Origin of the sequence: Desulfofundulus thermocisternus DSM 10259 (assembly GCF_000686645.1) — a bacterium.
In the GTDB taxonomy this organism is placed as follows: Bacteria; Bacillota; Desulfotomaculia; order Desulfotomaculales; family Desulfovirgulaceae; genus Desulfofundulus; species Desulfofundulus australicus.
This window is the reverse complement of sequence record NZ_JMLG01000001.1, coordinates 12,200-27,526: the sequence shown is the minus strand read 5'-3', so window position 1 is coordinate 27,526 and position 15,327 is coordinate 12,200. Positions and strand designations below refer to the sequence as shown.

Sequence of the window (15,327 nt, the reverse complement as noted above, 5' to 3'; positions counted from 1 at the left end):
TTTTTAATTTCGCTTCAGAAAATGGTTGACCGGCCAGCCTGCCAGACCGGTTAGATATAAATTGTAAAAATAATTTTTCGCTATTTTCGCTGGGGTTCCTGCCTTTAATTGTTGAAGTTTTAAAAAGTAGCCTTTAGGTAGCGCTGTTCCAATGGCAGGGCAGGGATTAAAATCCATCTGTCGAATTATAAAATGTGGAGGTGCACAATGTGTCTAACCAAAGGGAATCTTTACACCGGCCCCGGGGGGCCGTTTCACCTGCCGCGTTCCTGGGGGAAGGGATGACCACAGCCGCTGTAGTTGTTCTGGCCGGGCAAGTGTTTTACCAGTCAATCATACTCTTGCTCCTGGGGTTCTATATATCCTGGCGGGCAGGACGTGTCCGGCAGGTTTACTTTTGGGCAGGCTTCTGTCTGGGAGCCCTGGCCGTTGCGGCCATCATTTCCGGACTTAAAGAATTGTTTATTTTTAAAAAGGCCCTGGAAGCTGTAATACTGGCCGCTGCCGTTTTTGCTGCCTACCACCTGTTCTCGGGAGTATATTTTTTTGCTACATATTATCATACACCCCTGGCCTGGGTGACGACCCTGGCATGGGCTTTCCTTACCGGTCTGTTTGTCTGGGGCTCGGGGGCCGGTGAGATATGGGTGATCATCACTCCCCTGCTCTGGCTTTGCTTTTTGCCCCTCTGGGCGGCTTTCCGGCGCCTATTGCACAGCCTGCTCTTTGCCGTCACCTATCTGCTGGTGTTATATATTCTAGAATATTTTGGCGGAGGTGCTGACCTATCGTGGCCGGTGGCTGTTGCTGTTACGGGTCTGGCCCTGGTACCTGAATTTCTGGGCTACCTTTACCCCGGGCGGAAACACCCCCTGGATTCGTTGCCCGTAATTACCCCCACTCTCAACTGGCAGCAGAAGCTTAAGGCCTGGCGGGAGGTATTTTTCCTCCTGGCTGATTTTTATGCCCTGTATATGGAAAGGTATGCCTGGTTCAAACCGCTGGCCCGCTGCGGGCGGTACGTCATCTGCCTGGGTGGGGCAGGGGAGGTTCTGGTTCCCCTGCTGGACCTGTCGCCCTGGCTTGTAGGGGCAGGCGGGCTTCTGGCCTTAGCCGGTATGGTGGTGGAGCTGGGCGCCGGCAACTACGGGGTGATGATCCCCGGGCTGGGCTTCTACGGCGCGGCAATGGCTGCCGGGAGGGGATTCCTGGCCGGACCGGTCCGGTATTTTCCCCTGGTCTGCGGTACCCTCCTGGTTCTTCTGTCCCTGGCCCTCTGGCTGGGCCGGCCCCGGGAAACAGTACAGGAGCTGCAGAGGTGGAAAGAGTTGAATTCCCTTACTTCGTCTTCCGGCGGGCAGTGATCTGGTAGAGCCTCCCGTCATGGCTGCCCCGGGGCTGGTAGTCAAAACCACCTGCCTCCAGGATTTCCGTAACCCGGTCGGCCTGGTGGGCGTCAGCAGCTTCCATAACGATGTTGAGCTCATCGCCTTCGCCCAGATCGTTTAAAGCGGATTGCAGACGGGCTATTTCCTGCTCATTGATAACCGGTTCCAGGTGAATGGTGATATCTGCCATCTCCATTTATACCTCCCATGTTAGCTTTTCCATTATAGCCTTGTCTATGTATGGTGCAGATGTCAATTTGATTGACAGAGATATGTCACGACCACCCGGTACAATGCTGACCGGGAGACGAGCAGATGCCCGCTGAGCAGGCCGGGCAGGAGACGGAGGGCTCGACTGTAGAGGGGGGTCAAAATGGCTGAACTGCTGGTTGAACAGATTCGCCCCGGGCTGAACGTGCGCGGGGTCTTCGCACTGAAGTCAAAAAGGCTCCTTCCCTACCGGGAGGCCCCGGGGCATTTTTTGGCGGTGACGCTTGTCGACCGAACCGGCGAAGTGGAGGGGCGGCTTTGGGAAGGGGCCGAGGAGGCCGGAGCCCGGCTGAAAGTGGGGGATATCGTTGCCGTGGAGGCCCAGGCCGTGGCGTACAACGGGGTGGTGCAGCTGCGCATCGATTCCATCGTTAAAGAGAATGGTCAAATTGACCCGGCAAGGTTCATCCCTTCCGCTGAAGGGTTGGAGGAAGCCAGAGTAAAGCTCCAACAATTGATTGATTCATTAACCAATACATACTTAAAAGCACTGCTCTCCCTTCTTTTTTCTGATCCGGATTTTTATCAAGCCTTCTGCCTGGCCCCAGCCGCAGCTCAGTACCACCACGCCCTGCTGGGCGGGCTGCTGGTCCACAGCGTCGGCGTGGCTGCCGCCGCGGACGGTATCGCCAAAGGCTACCCCCAGGCCGACCGGGACCTTTTGGTGGCCGGGGCGCTCCTGCACGATATCGGCAAGGTGTATGAATACCGCTGCCGCGGCGCCATAGAGCAGACCGACGAAGGGCGGCTTTTAGGGCACATCGTTTCCGGAGCACTGCTCCTGGACCGCTATATAACCAGGGTGCCGGACTTTCCGGAAGACCTGCGCTTAAAGCTATTGCACATGATCATCAGCCACCACGGGCGCTACGAGTGGCAGTCGCCCAAACGGCCCAAGTTTTTGGAAGCGGCTCTCCTGCACCAGCTCGACCTGCTGGATGCTCAAGCGGACATGTTTTCCCGCGCCGCCGCCGGCAGGGAGGATAAGGACGCCCCCTGGACGGGCTGGGTGAAGGGGCTGGACCGGTGCGTTTACTGCCGGTGAGGCAGGGTTAAACAGGTACTTTTGAGTACGGTGAGGCAATACCCCGGAATTGGCTGAAGAGCTGGCGCGGTTTGAAGAAACCCTGGCCCCGGGACAAAAGTTCGCCTCCCTGCTAACCAGAAACAGCCTTCATTAACTCTTTTTTGTCGCCTTACCGGGCCGATCTTAATTTGGAACATTAGCAAAATAGTAATTCCTCCCGGCAGGAAAATTGTAGCATTCCAACGAAATTACGTAAAGAAATGAACCAGCCAACCTTCTTTTGCTTACGGGATTTTGGCAGCAGATGAAAAAATATCTGCCGGGAGTGTCCGTCGTGCCGGGTAGAACAAAAAAAGACGCCACGCGGGGCCTGCGGCTGAACATGATCATCGACTGGCTCAACAAAAAGACTCCTTACGGCGGCGTCACCGTCAAGGAACTGGCCGAAAAGTTTGAAGTGAGCGAGCGCCAAATTTACCGGGACTTAAGCACCATCGAAAACTACCTGCGCGTTCCCCTGGTCCGCCAGGAGACCGGCAAAACCGTGCGCGTGGGCATAAAGGCCGGCTACCTGCCCGGTTTGAGCCCCCAGACCGCGACGGTCATTTTTTTGAGCCTGCTCCAGCAAAAGGGCTCCGCCCTCTCCGGCCACCTCAACGAAATCAAAGACGCCCTCGTTTCCACCCTCTTCAAGTACCACTACGACCCCAAAGAACTGGCGGTAGAAAAGCTCCAGAAACGCATCCACATCGTGGAAGAGGCCCTGGCCGAACCGGAGAAGGTGGGCGGCCTCTTTAACGCGCTCGTGCAGGCCATCAAGGACTCCCACCGGGTCAAAATCTGGTACTACACCACCCATAGCGGGGAAGAGACCAAACGGGTGGTGGAGCCCTACGGCCTGATCTGCAAGCACCAGAACTGGTACCTGGTCGGCCGCTGCCTGAAAAGAAACGACATCCGGGTCTTTAGGATTGACCAGATCAAAGACATTTTTCCCTATACCACCGAACGCTTTGAATACCCCGCGGATTTCTCCCTCTCCGGCTACATGGCCTCGAGCTGGGGCGTGATCAACGACGGAAAAGTTTGCCGGGTTTTGCTTAAATTTAACAAACGGGTGGCTCACCGGGTGAAAAATGTACTCTATCACCCTTCCCAGAAAATCGAAGAAGAATTGTCCGACGGGTCCGCCCTTGTTTCCTTCGAGGTCTGCGGCATCGCCGAGATGGTGGGCTGGCTCTTCCAGTGGGGAGATATGGTGGAGGTGCTGGAGCCGGCGTGGTTGCGGGAAGAAGTGCGCGCCCTGGCAGAGAGGGTCGCGAACGTTTACCAAAAAGAGGGAGTGAATGATCAACCCGACGTTTAAATCGCCAGGTCTGGTGTTCCGTATCCAGCTTTGACAGTGTGCGGACGAGTGACTCGAAGTATCCGGCGTTTAATTACCGGCGGCGGCGAGGATGAGAAAAAACTTTTTTGCTCCGACACACATATGTCATCCCTTCCCCCTTACAATTTGATGTATAGATTTTAAGATAGGATTTAAATTTCGGGGGGGGTAGTTAAATACTTCTGGCAGGCTATGAAGGAAGAAGGAATGTACCGCTTCGACGCCTTCCACTTTACCCCCTGGTGACAGCAGAAGAGAGAATTTTTAACCGGGCTGATCCGGAAAAAGTGGGCGTACTGGATTATAGGATGTAAGTGCAGAAAGACCCTCTTCTTTAAAAACGTTGAGAAAGTCTAAAGATAAAGAAGGGAGATGCATAGATGGCCATTCCAACCGAGGAAAGCATAAAGCTTCCTTTGCTGAAGGTAATTGCTGATGCCGGAGGAGAATTGCCTTCTAAAAAGGTTATTGAAAAACTTGAAAACATCCGGAGCGAAGACCTTTTCAGTAATCCAGCCACAAACGCCTTACCGGCAAAGGCCTGCAATCTCGTTGAGTTTTTACTCAGGGCCTACTGTTTGGAAAGACCGGTAAGAGAAATTGAAAAGTACGAGATTGTCCGCTGGGAAAGAGACTTGCCGGAGGGCGAGGGGTGCCGCCTTTTTTCGGAAGGAGCACCCGAAGGGGCCTGGCTCACCGTAAAAAAACAAAGGATCCCCGATCCCCCAAATCCTCCCCCAGAGATATCCGAATGGCTGGAGGGTACCTGGAAAGATCCCTTTAAGCCTCCGGAAGTAAGGCAGATAAAGAAAAGATTTGCGGAAAAAAACAGTTTGTTTGAACCTCTTAAAACTGACGAGCAGCTTAACGAGAATGCTTCGGAAGAAAAGTTCGACGACAATCCCCAAAGGATGCGCCGCTGGCAGAAATGGCTGAAAGAAGAATGGGAGCCCTGGTCGAGGGAAGCGGCGCCCAAAAAGAAGGTGCAGAATCTTTATAACCAACTTTTTCTCTTGAAACAGCGGCTTGACCTCGAGCAGGAAAACCTGGAACTGGTCTGGGGTCACGGGATGTTCTACCTGCGGTTGGGGAAAGAACGGATCCGGCACCCCGTTTTGACCACCCGGCTGACCGTCGAGTTCGACGAAAGAGCCGGGGTGATCGCAGTTACTCCGGCTACGACCATCCTGGGCAGGGTCCCCACAGTGCCGGAAACCTGGTTTCTGGAAGGATTGGACCTTTCCATTGCGGATCGGGAAAAATTTGCCGCCCTGCGCGGTGAATTTGTCAACCCGTGGGACCTTGAAAGAACCGCCGCCTTTTACGAAAGATTCGTCAACCTGATTAGCCCCGAAGGAAAAGTTCTCTTTGACCGGAATAATATGAAGCCCGAAGAAAGGCCGTGCATCGCCCACGAACCGGTCATTTTCGTCCGGCCCAAAAGGCCGGGTTACCGCCGGGACCTGGAAACCATTCTGGACGCACTGCGAAAAGGGCACGATGTACCGCCCCCGGTGGCGGGCATCGTTACGGACGAATCGCCCGTCGTAGAAGCAGGCACTGAGTTCGACAGGGAAGAAGGCGAGGAGCTGCTTTTTCCCCTTCCGGCAAACAAAGAACAGGGGGAGATCGCCACGCGCCTGGCGCGCCAGACCGGTGTAACGGTACAGGGGCCGCCCGGCACCGGTAAGAGCCACACCATTGTCAACCTGACCTGCCACCTTCTGGCGCAGGGGAAGCGCGTGCTGATCACAGCTAAGGCGGAACGACCCCTGAGGGTGCTGCGGGAGATGTTTCCGGAGGAACTGCGGCCCTTGTGCGTGACCGTTTTGGCCGACGACAGCGGTTCGCTTGCTGAACTCGAGGAAGCCGTCCGGGTAATGTCCGAAAAAGTGACCACTCTCGATAAGGACGAGGCGGAGAAGGGGATTAAACTGCTCCGGCAAAATCTGCGGGACGTCCGCGAAGGGATTGCCACCCTCCGCAAGAAAATCCGGGACGTCGCCATGCGTGAAAACAAGAGCTACAACCTGAGCGGGCGGGAATACACGCCAGGGGAGTTAGCCAGATGGGTGAAGGAAAATGAATCCCGCCTGGGGTGGATCCCCGACGACCTTCCTGAAGGCGCCGTTCTGCCCCTGACCCTTCGGGAAATTGCCAGGTTTTACGAATTGGCAGGCGTACTCGACAGAGAAGAATGTGTTCAGGCCGGGCAGATTCTTCCCGACCCCGGGTTACTGCCGCCGGGGAAGGAATTGAGGGTACTGGTTGAGGAGATTCATCATCTTCAGAAGCAGCTCGCCGGAAGCAGAGAGATCCTTTCCGGCTGGGAACCGCCGGTGCAGTTGGAAATTAACGTCGTGGAGCGGGTTCGGGAGGAGGCGATGAGGGCCGAGGCCGGGGCGCGGGAGTATTTCAGGGAGGAATGGCTGCAGGCGGTATTTCAAGACGTACTGAGCGGCGGGGCGAGAAGTGAGATTTGGGAAAAATTCACCTCCTGGTTGGAAGAGGTGCGCGATACTTTAATTTCTCTTTCGCAGGTCGTGAGCGAGCACAGGATAGAACTTCCTGGAGACCGGCATATAACACTTCTGAAGAGCGAACTGGAGGAACTTGAAACACATCTGGTGCGGGGAAAAAAGGTCAGCATGTTGACTAAAATTTTAAAGCCCCGATTCAAATATTTAATGGAAAACTGTCTGGTGGACGGCATGAAGATCTCTTCCGTTAAAGAAGTTAGGCTCGTTTTAAAAGAAGTGGAACGTTGCCAGTTGGTAAAAAAGCTACACACCCGCTGGCAGAATGAAATAGTTGCGGTGGGCGGACCGGAACTCGTCGCGAAGGGATCTCGACTTCCCGCCGAAATAGACGGGTACGTCCGTATCATTAAAAACGTTTTCGATTGGAAGGAAAAGTTATGGGCACCGCTGGCGGAAGAGATCCAGAGGCTTGGCCTGGCCGTACCCTGTACAGTTACCCCGGACACAGTCCGGGAAATTGCAGATCGCCTGGCCTTCATTGAGAAAAGGCTTAAGCTTGACCATCTGAAAACCAAAATTGAAGAAGTCCACCGGTACTTGAAGGATGGAGGAGCGCGGCCGGGCGCTTCTGGCCTGTGGAACGAATTAAGCGAATTCCTGGAAGCCGGGGAATGGGATCGGTGGGACGGAGCGGTCCGGCGCATCCAGCATTTGAACGAAGTACACAAGATGGAAGCTGAGCTGCAGTCGTTGAAGTCCCGCCTCGCTGAAGTAGCCCCGAAGTGGGCCGAAACGGTCGTGCTTCAAGGCGGGAAGGGCAGCCCCTTAAAACCGCCGGAAAACGTCGTCGAGGCCTGGGAGTGGCGCAAAGCCGAAACTTACCTCAAAAAGATGCATGCAGAGGACCCCCGGGAGCTTTCGAGGAGGCTCGATGAGCTTCTCCAAAGGGAAGGGAAGCTCGTGGCAGAGCTGGTGGCTCTTTCTACCTGGCTCACTCTCGCCGGGCGCGTAACGGAAGAGCAGCGCAGAAGCCTTGTTGCCTGGAAGGACTATGTCCGGAGAATCGGAAAGGGCACCGGGAAATATGCCGGTCGTTACCGCGCGCTGGCGCAGAGGGAGATGGAAAAGGCTCGCGCCGCCGTACCGGTGTGGGTCATGCCGCTAAACCGGGTGGTGGAAAGCTTTCACCCCTTAAACGAACCTTTCGACGTGGTCATCATAGATGAAAGCAGCCAGATGGATTCTTTGGGCATTCTGGCCCTTTTCCGGGCTAAAAAAGTCGTCATCGTTGGCGACGATAAGCAAATCAGCCCATATGGGGTGGGCCGAGGTCCAGCAGTGGTGCCAGGCACTTAACTTATTAACTTATCGAGTTAACTTATCGAGTCCCCCGGAGGTACCTGGAAAAATAGGTTTTCTGGCCGCTTCGGTTGTGATCGTCGCCGCATGAAAAAGGATTTGCGACCTTCACCTTGCCATAATACTGCCCGGGGCTCAGGTCTTCGGACCAGATCACTCTGCAATCCAGTGCCTCAGCGCTGCGAATAATCATCGCGTCCCAAAAGGATATGGCGTACCTCTGTTGAATCCGGATGGCCTCCAGCACGTCGCAGGCATCCGGCGTATGCACGCGCCAGTTCGACAGATACTTAATGATCCGTGATGCCGTTTCCGGCGCAAGCGGCTTGCGGACCTTTTGCGTTACCGTCACGTAGAATTCCTGCAATACCTGCACGCTGAGGCAGCCGTTGCCCGATTGCCAGAGTTCTGCGACCAGAGCTTTAGCCCGGGCGTGCTTTTCCCCGGCCGAGGTATCGTGGGCATAAACCAGCACGTTGGTATCCACAAACTGCCGGTCGCCATTTTTACCGGTCATGGAGATCGCCCCTGGTCCACGTGGCGTTTCCCTTCGTCGCCAGGTCAAACTCGTCCAGCATGGCTAGGTGGTACTCCTTTGCCCTGCGGTACTCGTCTTCCCTGCGCGTGAGTTCCTCGAGCAGGTGGGTGAGAAGACCGGAGAGCGAGGTCCCCCGCTCAATAGCGATATGTTTCGCCCGGCGTAGCACTTCCTTAGGTAGCGAAAGGGTAACATTCTGGTACTCCACATGCTCCACCTCCACGTAACTGAGTGTATCACCTATTTGCGTGATAAATCAAGTCGTCCGGCATAATTTTCTTGATCAGGCGGCAGATTATAAACCCTTTTTGCACCGGCACCAAATTAGAAAACGGGCCGTTATTTGGTGCTATGAGTATTATTCAGAGCTTATCCCTGGAGGAAGAAAAACCGCGGCTGGTAAGCGAAGAGGGCCGAAGGCAATATTGACTTAGTCTATAACTTAGTCTATACTACCGGTAACGGAGGTGAATCCGGATGCCGGTGCAGGTGAATATTCATGAGGCAAAAACCCATTTTTCCAGGCTTTTGGCGCGGGTAAAAGAGGGCGAGGAGGTTGTAATTGCAAAAGCCGGCAAGCCAGTAGCCCGTCTGGTTCCAGTAACGGAGCGGCCGGCCCGGCGCGTTCCCGGCAGCGCAAAAGGGAGAGTCGGTATCAGCACAGATTTTAATGAGCCACTTCCCGAGAATATTTTAGAGGCGTTTGAAAAATGAGAGCGCTGCTGGACACCCACGTTTTCTTGTGGTGGATTACCGACGATCCTCAGTTGTCCCCGCGAGCCCGGAAAATCATTAGCAGTGGAGAAAATAAGCTGTACCTCAGTGCTGCCAGCGGTTGGGAAATGGCTATTAAGGCCAGGCTCGGCAAGCTCTCTTTGCCGGATAACCCGGAACCCTTCATTCTCGAACAACTTGCCGTAAATGCCATTGAACCCCTGGCTGTTTCGATGCGCCACGCCCTCCACGTTTATACCCTCCCGGATTTCCATCGGGACCCTTTTGACCGCCTTCTGATTGCCCAGGCTCAGTTAGAAAATCTGCCCATTATAACTGCGGATCCCAAAATTGCCAGTTACCCGGTAGAGGTTATTTGGTGAAAGGCTTAAAGTCCGCTGTATCCTGGTCAGAGAACCAGTAGCACCGGTAAGAATTTTTGCCGGGGCTTTTTTGTTACTCCAAATTTGAGGATTTTTGCCCTTCCGCTACAACAATAAACTGGGAACAGATGTTTGCTCACGCGATCTGGCGAAGAGGTAAAAAATTTCCCTGACTGGTAGGTAATCGAGCTAAAGTGTCGAATTTCCCCAGATATTGAAGCTTTATTGGTAACGGCATTTAATTTGGTAAAGTAATAAAACCGAACATGCCGGGGAATATACCCCCCGCTGCACCGAGAGCTCGCCGCTTTACCTTCATGCGGTGACGGGAACCCGGCTGCCGGCCAGGACCTGGGGGAGATACCGGGATGTCCTTAAAAACCAGGATAGTTCTCACTCTCTGCGCCGCCTTTGCCATTCTTGCCCTTGTTTTTTTCGCGGTTTCTCATGTGATCGCAAATAACATTGTAGCTGAGCTGGAAAGAGATGATCTTAAGCAGAATATTGAGCGGGCCCTGCAGGCCCTGGAAAGGGAAATGGCGGAGTTGGATAAATATACCGAAGATTGGGCTGCATGGGATGATACGTATATATTTGTGAAAGAAAGAAACAAGGAATACATAAAAAAGAACCTGGTCGACAGCACCTTTGAGGTTCTTAAGATCAACTACGCAGTGATTATAAACACCGGAGGAGAGACAGTATACGCCAGGGGATACGATCCGGAAGAGGGGAAAGATATCCCCGTACCCCGGGAGATTGTTCTTCCGGTCCGCCAGGAAGCAGGCGGTCTTAAAGGGCTGGTGGTGACGCCGGAAGGGCCGGTGCTGGTGGCCGCCAGGCCCGTTTTAAAAAGCGATGACACCGGGCCTGCCCGGGGAACCCTGATTTTCGGCCGTATCTTAAATGATAAGCATTTAAAAGAGCTCTCGAAGATTACCCGCCTGCCCCTCACCCTTCACCCGCCGGGGGCCGTGGACTTCCGCGACCTGCAGCCGGCGGGCTCTTTAGAGAACGGGGAGGCCTGCTACGCCAGGATAATTTCCCCTGGGGAAAGCGCCGGCTTTACCGTAGTTAAAGACCTGCAGGGAAAAACCGCTTTAATCCTCCAGGTTAACTCGGACAGGCGCGCTGCCAGGGTGTTCCAGTCCGCCGAAAAGGCCTTCAGCCTCTACCTGGCGCTGGCGGCGATCATGTGCTGCGGCCTGGCTCTGTTCTGGCTGAACCGTGCTGTCGTATCCCGGCTGGCAAAGCTTACCGCTGCCGTAACCAGCACGGGCTACCAGTTTCCCCTTTCCTCCGGGTTCCCGGTTCTGGGGGGAAGGGATGAGCTTGCCCTTCTTTCCGCTGAAATCGGCAAAATGCTGGACAGGCTGGAGGAATACCGGCGGGAGATAAGCGACAAGGAAAAGAAATACAGGGCGGTGGTGGAAAACGCCGCCGAAGCCGTTGTGGTGGTTCAGGAGGGTGTGGTCAAATTTGCCAACCGGGCGGCTGCGGTCCATACAGGCTACACAACGGAAGAGCTTGTCTCCAGACATTTCCTTGACTTCATCCACCCGGAAGACAGGGAGGCGGTATGGGAACATTACAGGAAATTGCTGGAGAATAAATGCATCTTATACGCATTTCCCTTCAGGATAATAGCCAGGGACGGGAGTATCAAGTGGGCGGAAACAAACTCCGTGGTGGTCGAATGGGAGGGGCAGCCCGCCACCCTGCATTTTTTGACCGACATCACCCCGCGCAGGATTCTGGAAGAAGAGCTGCAGCGGTTGATGGCAGAAAAATCCCTGATTCTCGACAGCCTTACGGAGCTGGTTATATTTATAGACCGGGACATGCAGATCATCTGGGCCAACCGCGCGGCCGGCCAATCCGTCGGCAGGAGCCCCGGAGATCTTTTTGGAGCGAAATGCCACGAAATATGGCACGGCAGGAGCGATCCCTGTCAGGGGTGCCCGGTGGTGCAGGCTATGGAGACCGGCCGGGTATGCGCGGGGGAGGTGGCTTCGCCGGACGGCCGCCTGTGGAGTATTACTGCCTCCCCCGTTAAGGACGAAAAGGGAAACGTGATAGGGACCGTGGAAGCAGCCCTGGATATCACCGAGCGCAGGCGCTACGAAGAACAGTTGAAATACCTGAGCCTGCACGACCCATTGACAGGCCTTTACAACCGGGCCTTTTTCCAGGAAGAGCTCAGGCGCTTATCTTTCAGCCGGGAATACCCGATAACCATCCTGGTGGCCGATCTGGACGGCCTTAAACTGGTCAACGATACCCTGGGTCACGCCAGAGGCGATGAAATGTTGAAGGCCTGTGCAGATGTTTTGAGAAATTCCCTGCGCCGTTCCGATATCCTGGCCCGCATAGGGGGCGATGAATTCGCCGCCCTTCTGCCGGGAACGGATGAAAAAACCGGGGAAGATATTGTGTACCGGATACGCTCCCGGATCGGTGAGTACAACAAGGAACACCCCGAGCTGCCCCTGCACGTATCTACAGGCTTTGCCACGTGCCGGAGCGGGGACGAATCCCTCGAAGACACCTTCAAGAAGGCCGACGACCTCATGTACCGCCATAAGCTTATGCACAGGGCCGGCGCGCGAAACCAGATCGTGGGCGCCCTGCTGGCAGCCCTCAAAGAAAAGGATTACCTCGCCGCGGGGCACGCCGAAAGGCTGAAAGAAATGTGCCTTAAAATGGGCGAGAAACTGGGACTTTCTCTCCGGCAGATGGCAGACTTGGCCCTTTTGGCCCAGGTCCATGACCTGGGCAAGGTTGCCGTGCCGGACAGCATTTTATTCAAGAAAGGCCCGCTTACAGAGGAAGAATGGGAGGTCATGCGCCAGCACCCCGAAAAGGGCTACCGCATCGCCCTGTCCTCCCCCGACCTCGCCGGGGTGGCGGACTTGATTCTCAAGCACCACGAAAGGTGGGACGGGAAGGGATACCCCCTGGGGCTGAGAGGAGAAGAGATACCGGTGGAATGCCGCATCCTGTCCATTGCCGATGCCTTTGACGCCATGACCGGCGGGCGGCCGTACCTAAAGCCCAGGAGCAAAGAAGAGGCGATAGCAGAGCTTAAAAAGTGCGCGGGAAGCCATTTCGACCCGCACTTGGTTGATGTCTTTGTTTCCCTATCGCACTTGATATAGCCTTGACATAAGCCACGCGATCCTGTATGCTCTTAGCAAGAGAATCCTTTGCTGGATGAAAATGGGGGGGCGAGAGTGGAGTATATCCCTTTTGATTATCCGGACCGGATCAGGCGACTGCGGGCCAAATTGGGCTTGAGCCAGAAGCGCCTCGCGGAACTTCTGGGCGTCAATTCTCACTTTAATTTAGCCCAACCCCTGCCCTTTTTCGCAGACTAAACAATCTGCAACTATTTCCGATACCAGAATAATCTGCAACTGCTTCGCAAATTGTGCTGGTATTTCAGGTCAGTCAGTCCGTCTATTCACCAGAATATGACAACCAGTGACTGACCCCTTTTCTTCCGGCTGTGGAACAGGTAGAATATTTGCTGGAAGTGACCGCCATGCAGCAGATATTTTACACGCCTGTACCGCCGGAAGAATACGCCCGCCTGGGCAAAGATTTTCATTTTCCCTAACCCACCTCATGCCCCAACCCCGGTTGTCTGGTCAAGGCACCCCCTCAAAAACACGGTTTTTATCAACGCAACGTCATCGCGGCAAATTTCTGTGGCCGGATTCTCATCCGCCGCTACTATTGCAAACACTGCCGGACCACCATCTCGTATCTGCCTTCATTCTGCCTGCCGTACTTCCAGTACACAGTCGAGATAATCTTTAGTACCCTTTGGCATGCTCTGGTTTCCCACCACTCATTTTCCGAGTGTTTAAATCTGCTGAAAAAATTGTTCGAGAACCTGTACTGGGAAGCAAGCCATCTGCAATTTTACGTGAGGCGGTTTTTAGCCAACTTAAACAACATTAAAGTGGGCCTGTGCCAGCTTCTCCCCAGGGTCAGCCTTCCACAGGACAGCCCGGACAAAAAAGAAGGAGCCAGAAAGGTACTGCACATTGTGGCAGCTGGATTTCCCCAGATCCAGACCTTCTCCAGCAGGTTTTATGCCCAATGTGGGTACTCTTTTATGGCTCCTTTGCACAATATTTTAGCATAAAAGGAACCTTTAGAGTACCCGGAATCTGTTCATGATACCACCAACAAACCTTTTTTCTTGGGGCCGACCGGAGAAAGTGTTATTATGCTGGTGACGCGTCAAAGGGCTTTAAGCGCTTAGAGCCTCCCAGAAAATGTAACAGGGAGGACTGGTAGTTTATGCTCACCGACCAGGAAAGGGAAACCATTGCCCTGAAGAAATTTTCTTTAATCGCACCGGTATTAAACGGCCAGGTACAGAACCAAACGGAATATTTTAAAAACCTGGCGGCCCGGCCAATTGAAATGCCCCACTACGGTCCCAGGCGCTATTCCATAAAGAGTTTCATGTGGTGGCTGTACCTTTACCGGCGGCACGGACTGGAGGGTTTAAAGCCCGGGTACCGTTCGGACCGGGGTAAAAGCCGCCGGATAACTGAAGAAATGGCCCAGAAAATCCGGGAAAAGAAGGCAGCCAATCCCCGTCTTTTCGGCACCCTGCTTTATGAGGAACTGGTCAAAGACGCTATTTAGCCCCCGGCCGTGTAAAATTTCAGTAGGTAACAGAAGGGGATCAGCCCCCTGAAAAAGAAATGAGACCTCACGCGCCCCAAAAACACCAGAAATCAAGCAAAAGGAGTGTGAGGTCTCATGCTAAATATTCGCCAAATAGTGGGTGCAGTCCTTCTTTTCGTTAAGGGTCTAATTGAATTACTTGGTAGTTGCAAGGACTTGAACTTTGTCAGAAGGTCAGCAACCAAATATTCACCTGGGCACTGGAACAGCTCGATACCCGCCTGATGAATGAACGTGATCGGAGCACCTGGAAGGTGGTCGGGTTTCGGGATAAAACAGCCATCAGCACCTTTGGGGAATTTCTCTACAAAAGGCGCCTGTACAAAAACAAAAAAACCGGGGAAACCAGCTTCTTTTTAGATGAGCTACTGGGCTGGCCGGCCCGGGCCAGGATCACCCCCCGCTTAAAAGAACTGGCTGTCAAACTAAGCACCGAGCTTCCCTTTGATCGGGCCGCGGAGATTTTAAGCTACCTTGTTCCCGGAGTAAGCCCCATGACCATCTGGCAGGCCACCCGGGAAGTAGGCGAGGTTCTCCAGCAAGAAGGAGAAGAAAAAAGAGCAGCGGTTTTTGAAGATGGCGAAGCTCCCGGTGGGAAAGAGGTGGCCCCGGAGTTGTACATCGAAGCCGACGGGGTAATGATCCGTCTGCAAAGGGCAGAGCAGAAACGAGGAGAAATCAAACACATGGTAGCATATGAAGGAAAGGAGCAAGTAGGCCGGGATCGCTTTGTCCTGAAAAACAAGCATGTGTTAAGCAGCTTAACTGAAGGTGAGGCAATCTGGGAAGAAGGTTATGCGGAAATCGGAGGGAAATGGGATCTGAGCCGGACCCCGAAAATCTACATTGGCGGCGATGGGGCAGAATGGCTCAAGCAGGGAATGAAATACTTTCCCGGCGCCGAATATCGCTTAGACCCGGACCAGAGCATTGTTACTAATTGTCATATCGTTGATTTTGCAGTATAATTTTTACATAGCTACCCTAACGGTTGGGGGCTTGGTGGCCCTGAACCGGAGGGGTATGACAACGGCATAACAGCCTTCCCTGCGAAAAGGGTTTTTCCTGTACTCA

12 protein-coding genes and 1 pseudogene are annotated in these 15,327 nt (G+C 54.1%); 10 read left to right on the top strand and 3 right to left on the bottom strand.

Annotated elements, in window-relative coordinates:
* Positions 1–209 precede the first annotated feature (209 nt).
* Positions 210–1,364, top strand: a complete 1,155-nt coding sequence (locus tag BR83_RS0100145) for a hypothetical protein (RefSeq protein ID WP_027355368.1) — start codon at positions 210–212, stop codon at positions 1,362–1,364.
* Here the strand turns inward: BR83_RS0100145 and BR83_RS0100140 are convergent.
* On the bottom strand, positions 1,339–1,584 hold the full coding sequence (locus BR83_RS0100140) for a hypothetical protein (protein WP_051617696.1): 246 nt from the start codon (positions 1,582–1,584) through the stop codon (positions 1,339–1,341). The two genes, BR83_RS0100145 and BR83_RS0100140, sit on opposite strands and share 26 nt — an antisense overlap.
* A gap of 177 nt (positions 1,585–1,761) precedes the next feature.
* Between BR83_RS0100140 and BR83_RS0100135 the strand changes: the two genes are divergently transcribed.
* The 3 genes from BR83_RS0100135 to BR83_RS0100125 all read left to right on the top strand — a co-directional run bounded on the left by BR83_RS0100135 (position 1,762) and on the right by BR83_RS0100125 (position 7,908).
* Positions 1,762–2,703, top strand: a complete 942-nt coding sequence (locus BR83_RS0100135) for a 3'-5' exoribonuclease YhaM family protein (RefSeq protein WP_027355366.1) — start codon at positions 1,762–1,764, stop codon at positions 2,701–2,703.
* A gap of 286 nt (positions 2,704–2,989) precedes the next feature.
* The gene (locus BR83_RS0100130) at positions 2,990–4,051 is read left to right on the top strand and encodes a helix-turn-helix transcriptional regulator (protein ID WP_051617695.1); all 1,062 of its coding nucleotides are present in this window, start codon (positions 2,990–2,992) and stop codon (positions 4,049–4,051) included.
* Positions 4,052–4,452: 401 nt separating this feature from the next.
* Entirely contained in the window at positions 4,453–7,908 is a 3,456-nt protein-coding gene (locus BR83_RS0100125) for an AAA domain-containing protein (protein WP_027355364.1), read from the top strand.
* 22 nt (positions 7,909–7,930) lie between these two features.
* Here BR83_RS0100125 and BR83_RS14595 read toward each other — a convergent pair whose 3' ends face one another.
* Both BR83_RS14595 and BR83_RS0100115 read right to left on the bottom strand, forming a co-directional pair.
* The gene (locus BR83_RS14595) at positions 7,931–8,428 is read right to left on the bottom strand and encodes a PIN domain-containing protein (RefSeq protein WP_051617694.1); all 498 of its coding nucleotides are present in this window, start codon (positions 8,426–8,428) and stop codon (positions 7,931–7,933) included.
* Positions 8,418–8,657 carry a DUF6364 family protein gene (locus BR83_RS0100115; RefSeq protein ID WP_027355363.1) on the bottom strand — a complete coding sequence of 80 codons (240 nt, stop codon included), beginning with the start codon at positions 8,655–8,657 and terminating at the stop codon, positions 8,418–8,420. Before BR83_RS0100115 ends, BR83_RS14595 begins: the two co-directional genes overlap by 11 nt.
* A gap of 269 nt (positions 8,658–8,926) precedes the next feature.
* On the opposite strand from BR83_RS0100115, the gene BR83_RS0100105 reads away from it, so the two are divergent.
* The 6 genes and pseudogenes from BR83_RS0100105 to BR83_RS14580 all read left to right on the top strand — a co-directional run.
* Positions 8,927–9,163, top strand: coding sequence for a type II toxin-antitoxin system Phd/YefM family antitoxin (locus tag BR83_RS0100105; protein ID WP_027355362.1), 237 nt, complete (start codon positions 8,927–8,929; stop codon positions 9,161–9,163).
* Positions 9,160–9,546, top strand: coding sequence for a type II toxin-antitoxin system VapC family toxin (locus BR83_RS0100100; RefSeq protein WP_027355361.1), 387 nt, complete (start codon positions 9,160–9,162; stop codon positions 9,544–9,546). The genes BR83_RS0100105 and BR83_RS0100100 overlap by 4 nt, the downstream gene beginning before the upstream one ends.
* A 368-nt stretch (positions 9,547–9,914) precedes the next feature.
* Entirely contained in the window at positions 9,915–12,704 is a 2,790-nt protein-coding gene (locus BR83_RS16235) for a CHASE4 domain-containing protein (RefSeq protein WP_051617693.1), read from the top strand.
* Positions 12,705–13,192: 488 nt separating this feature from the next.
* Positions 13,193–13,699 (top strand): DUF6431 domain-containing protein, encoded by a 507-nt coding sequence (locus tag BR83_RS14585; RefSeq protein WP_278244190.1) that lies wholly within the window; start codon positions 13,193–13,195, stop codon positions 13,697–13,699.
* Between the two features lie 158 nt (positions 13,700–13,857).
* Positions 13,858–14,211, top strand: coding sequence for a helix-turn-helix domain-containing protein (locus BR83_RS0100080; RefSeq protein WP_027355360.1), 354 nt, complete (start codon positions 13,858–13,860; stop codon positions 14,209–14,211).
* A gap of 117 nt (positions 14,212–14,328) precedes the next feature.
* Positions 14,329–15,173: pseudogene (locus tag BR83_RS14580) on the top strand (ISLre2 family transposase); the annotation flags it as partial.
* Positions 15,174–15,327: the final 154 nt, after the last annotated feature.

Bases quoted from the DNA above. Each gene is read 5' to 3' on its own strand.
- BR83_RS0100135 (WP_027355366.1), top strand. From the start codon at position 1,762: ATGGCTGAACTGCTGGTTGAACAGATTCGCCCCGGGCTGAACGTGCGC.
- BR83_RS14595 (WP_051617694.1), bottom strand. From the start codon at position 8,428: ATGACCGGTAAAAATGGCGACCGGCAGTTTGTGGATACCAACGTGCTG.
- BR83_RS0100100 (WP_027355361.1), top strand. From the start codon at position 9,160: ATGAGAGCGCTGCTGGACACCCACGTTTTCTTGTGGTGGATTACCGAC.
- BR83_RS0100080 (WP_027355360.1), top strand. From the start codon at position 13,858: ATGCTCACCGACCAGGAAAGGGAAACCATTGCCCTGAAGAAATTTTCT.
- BR83_RS0100105 (WP_027355362.1), top strand. From the start codon at position 8,927: ATGCCGGTGCAGGTGAATATTCATGAGGCAAAAACCCATTTTTCCAGG.
- BR83_RS16235 (WP_051617693.1), top strand. From the start codon at position 9,915: ATGTCCTTAAAAACCAGGATAGTTCTCACTCTCTGCGCCGCCTTTGCC.
- BR83_RS0100130 (WP_051617695.1), top strand. From the start codon at position 2,990: ATGAAAAAATATCTGCCGGGAGTGTCCGTCGTGCCGGGTAGAACAAAA.
- BR83_RS0100125 (WP_027355364.1), top strand. From the start codon at position 4,453: ATGGCCATTCCAACCGAGGAAAGCATAAAGCTTCCTTTGCTGAAGGTA.
- BR83_RS0100140 (WP_051617696.1), bottom strand. From the start codon at position 1,584: ATGGAGATGGCAGATATCACCATTCACCTGGAACCGGTTATCAATGAG.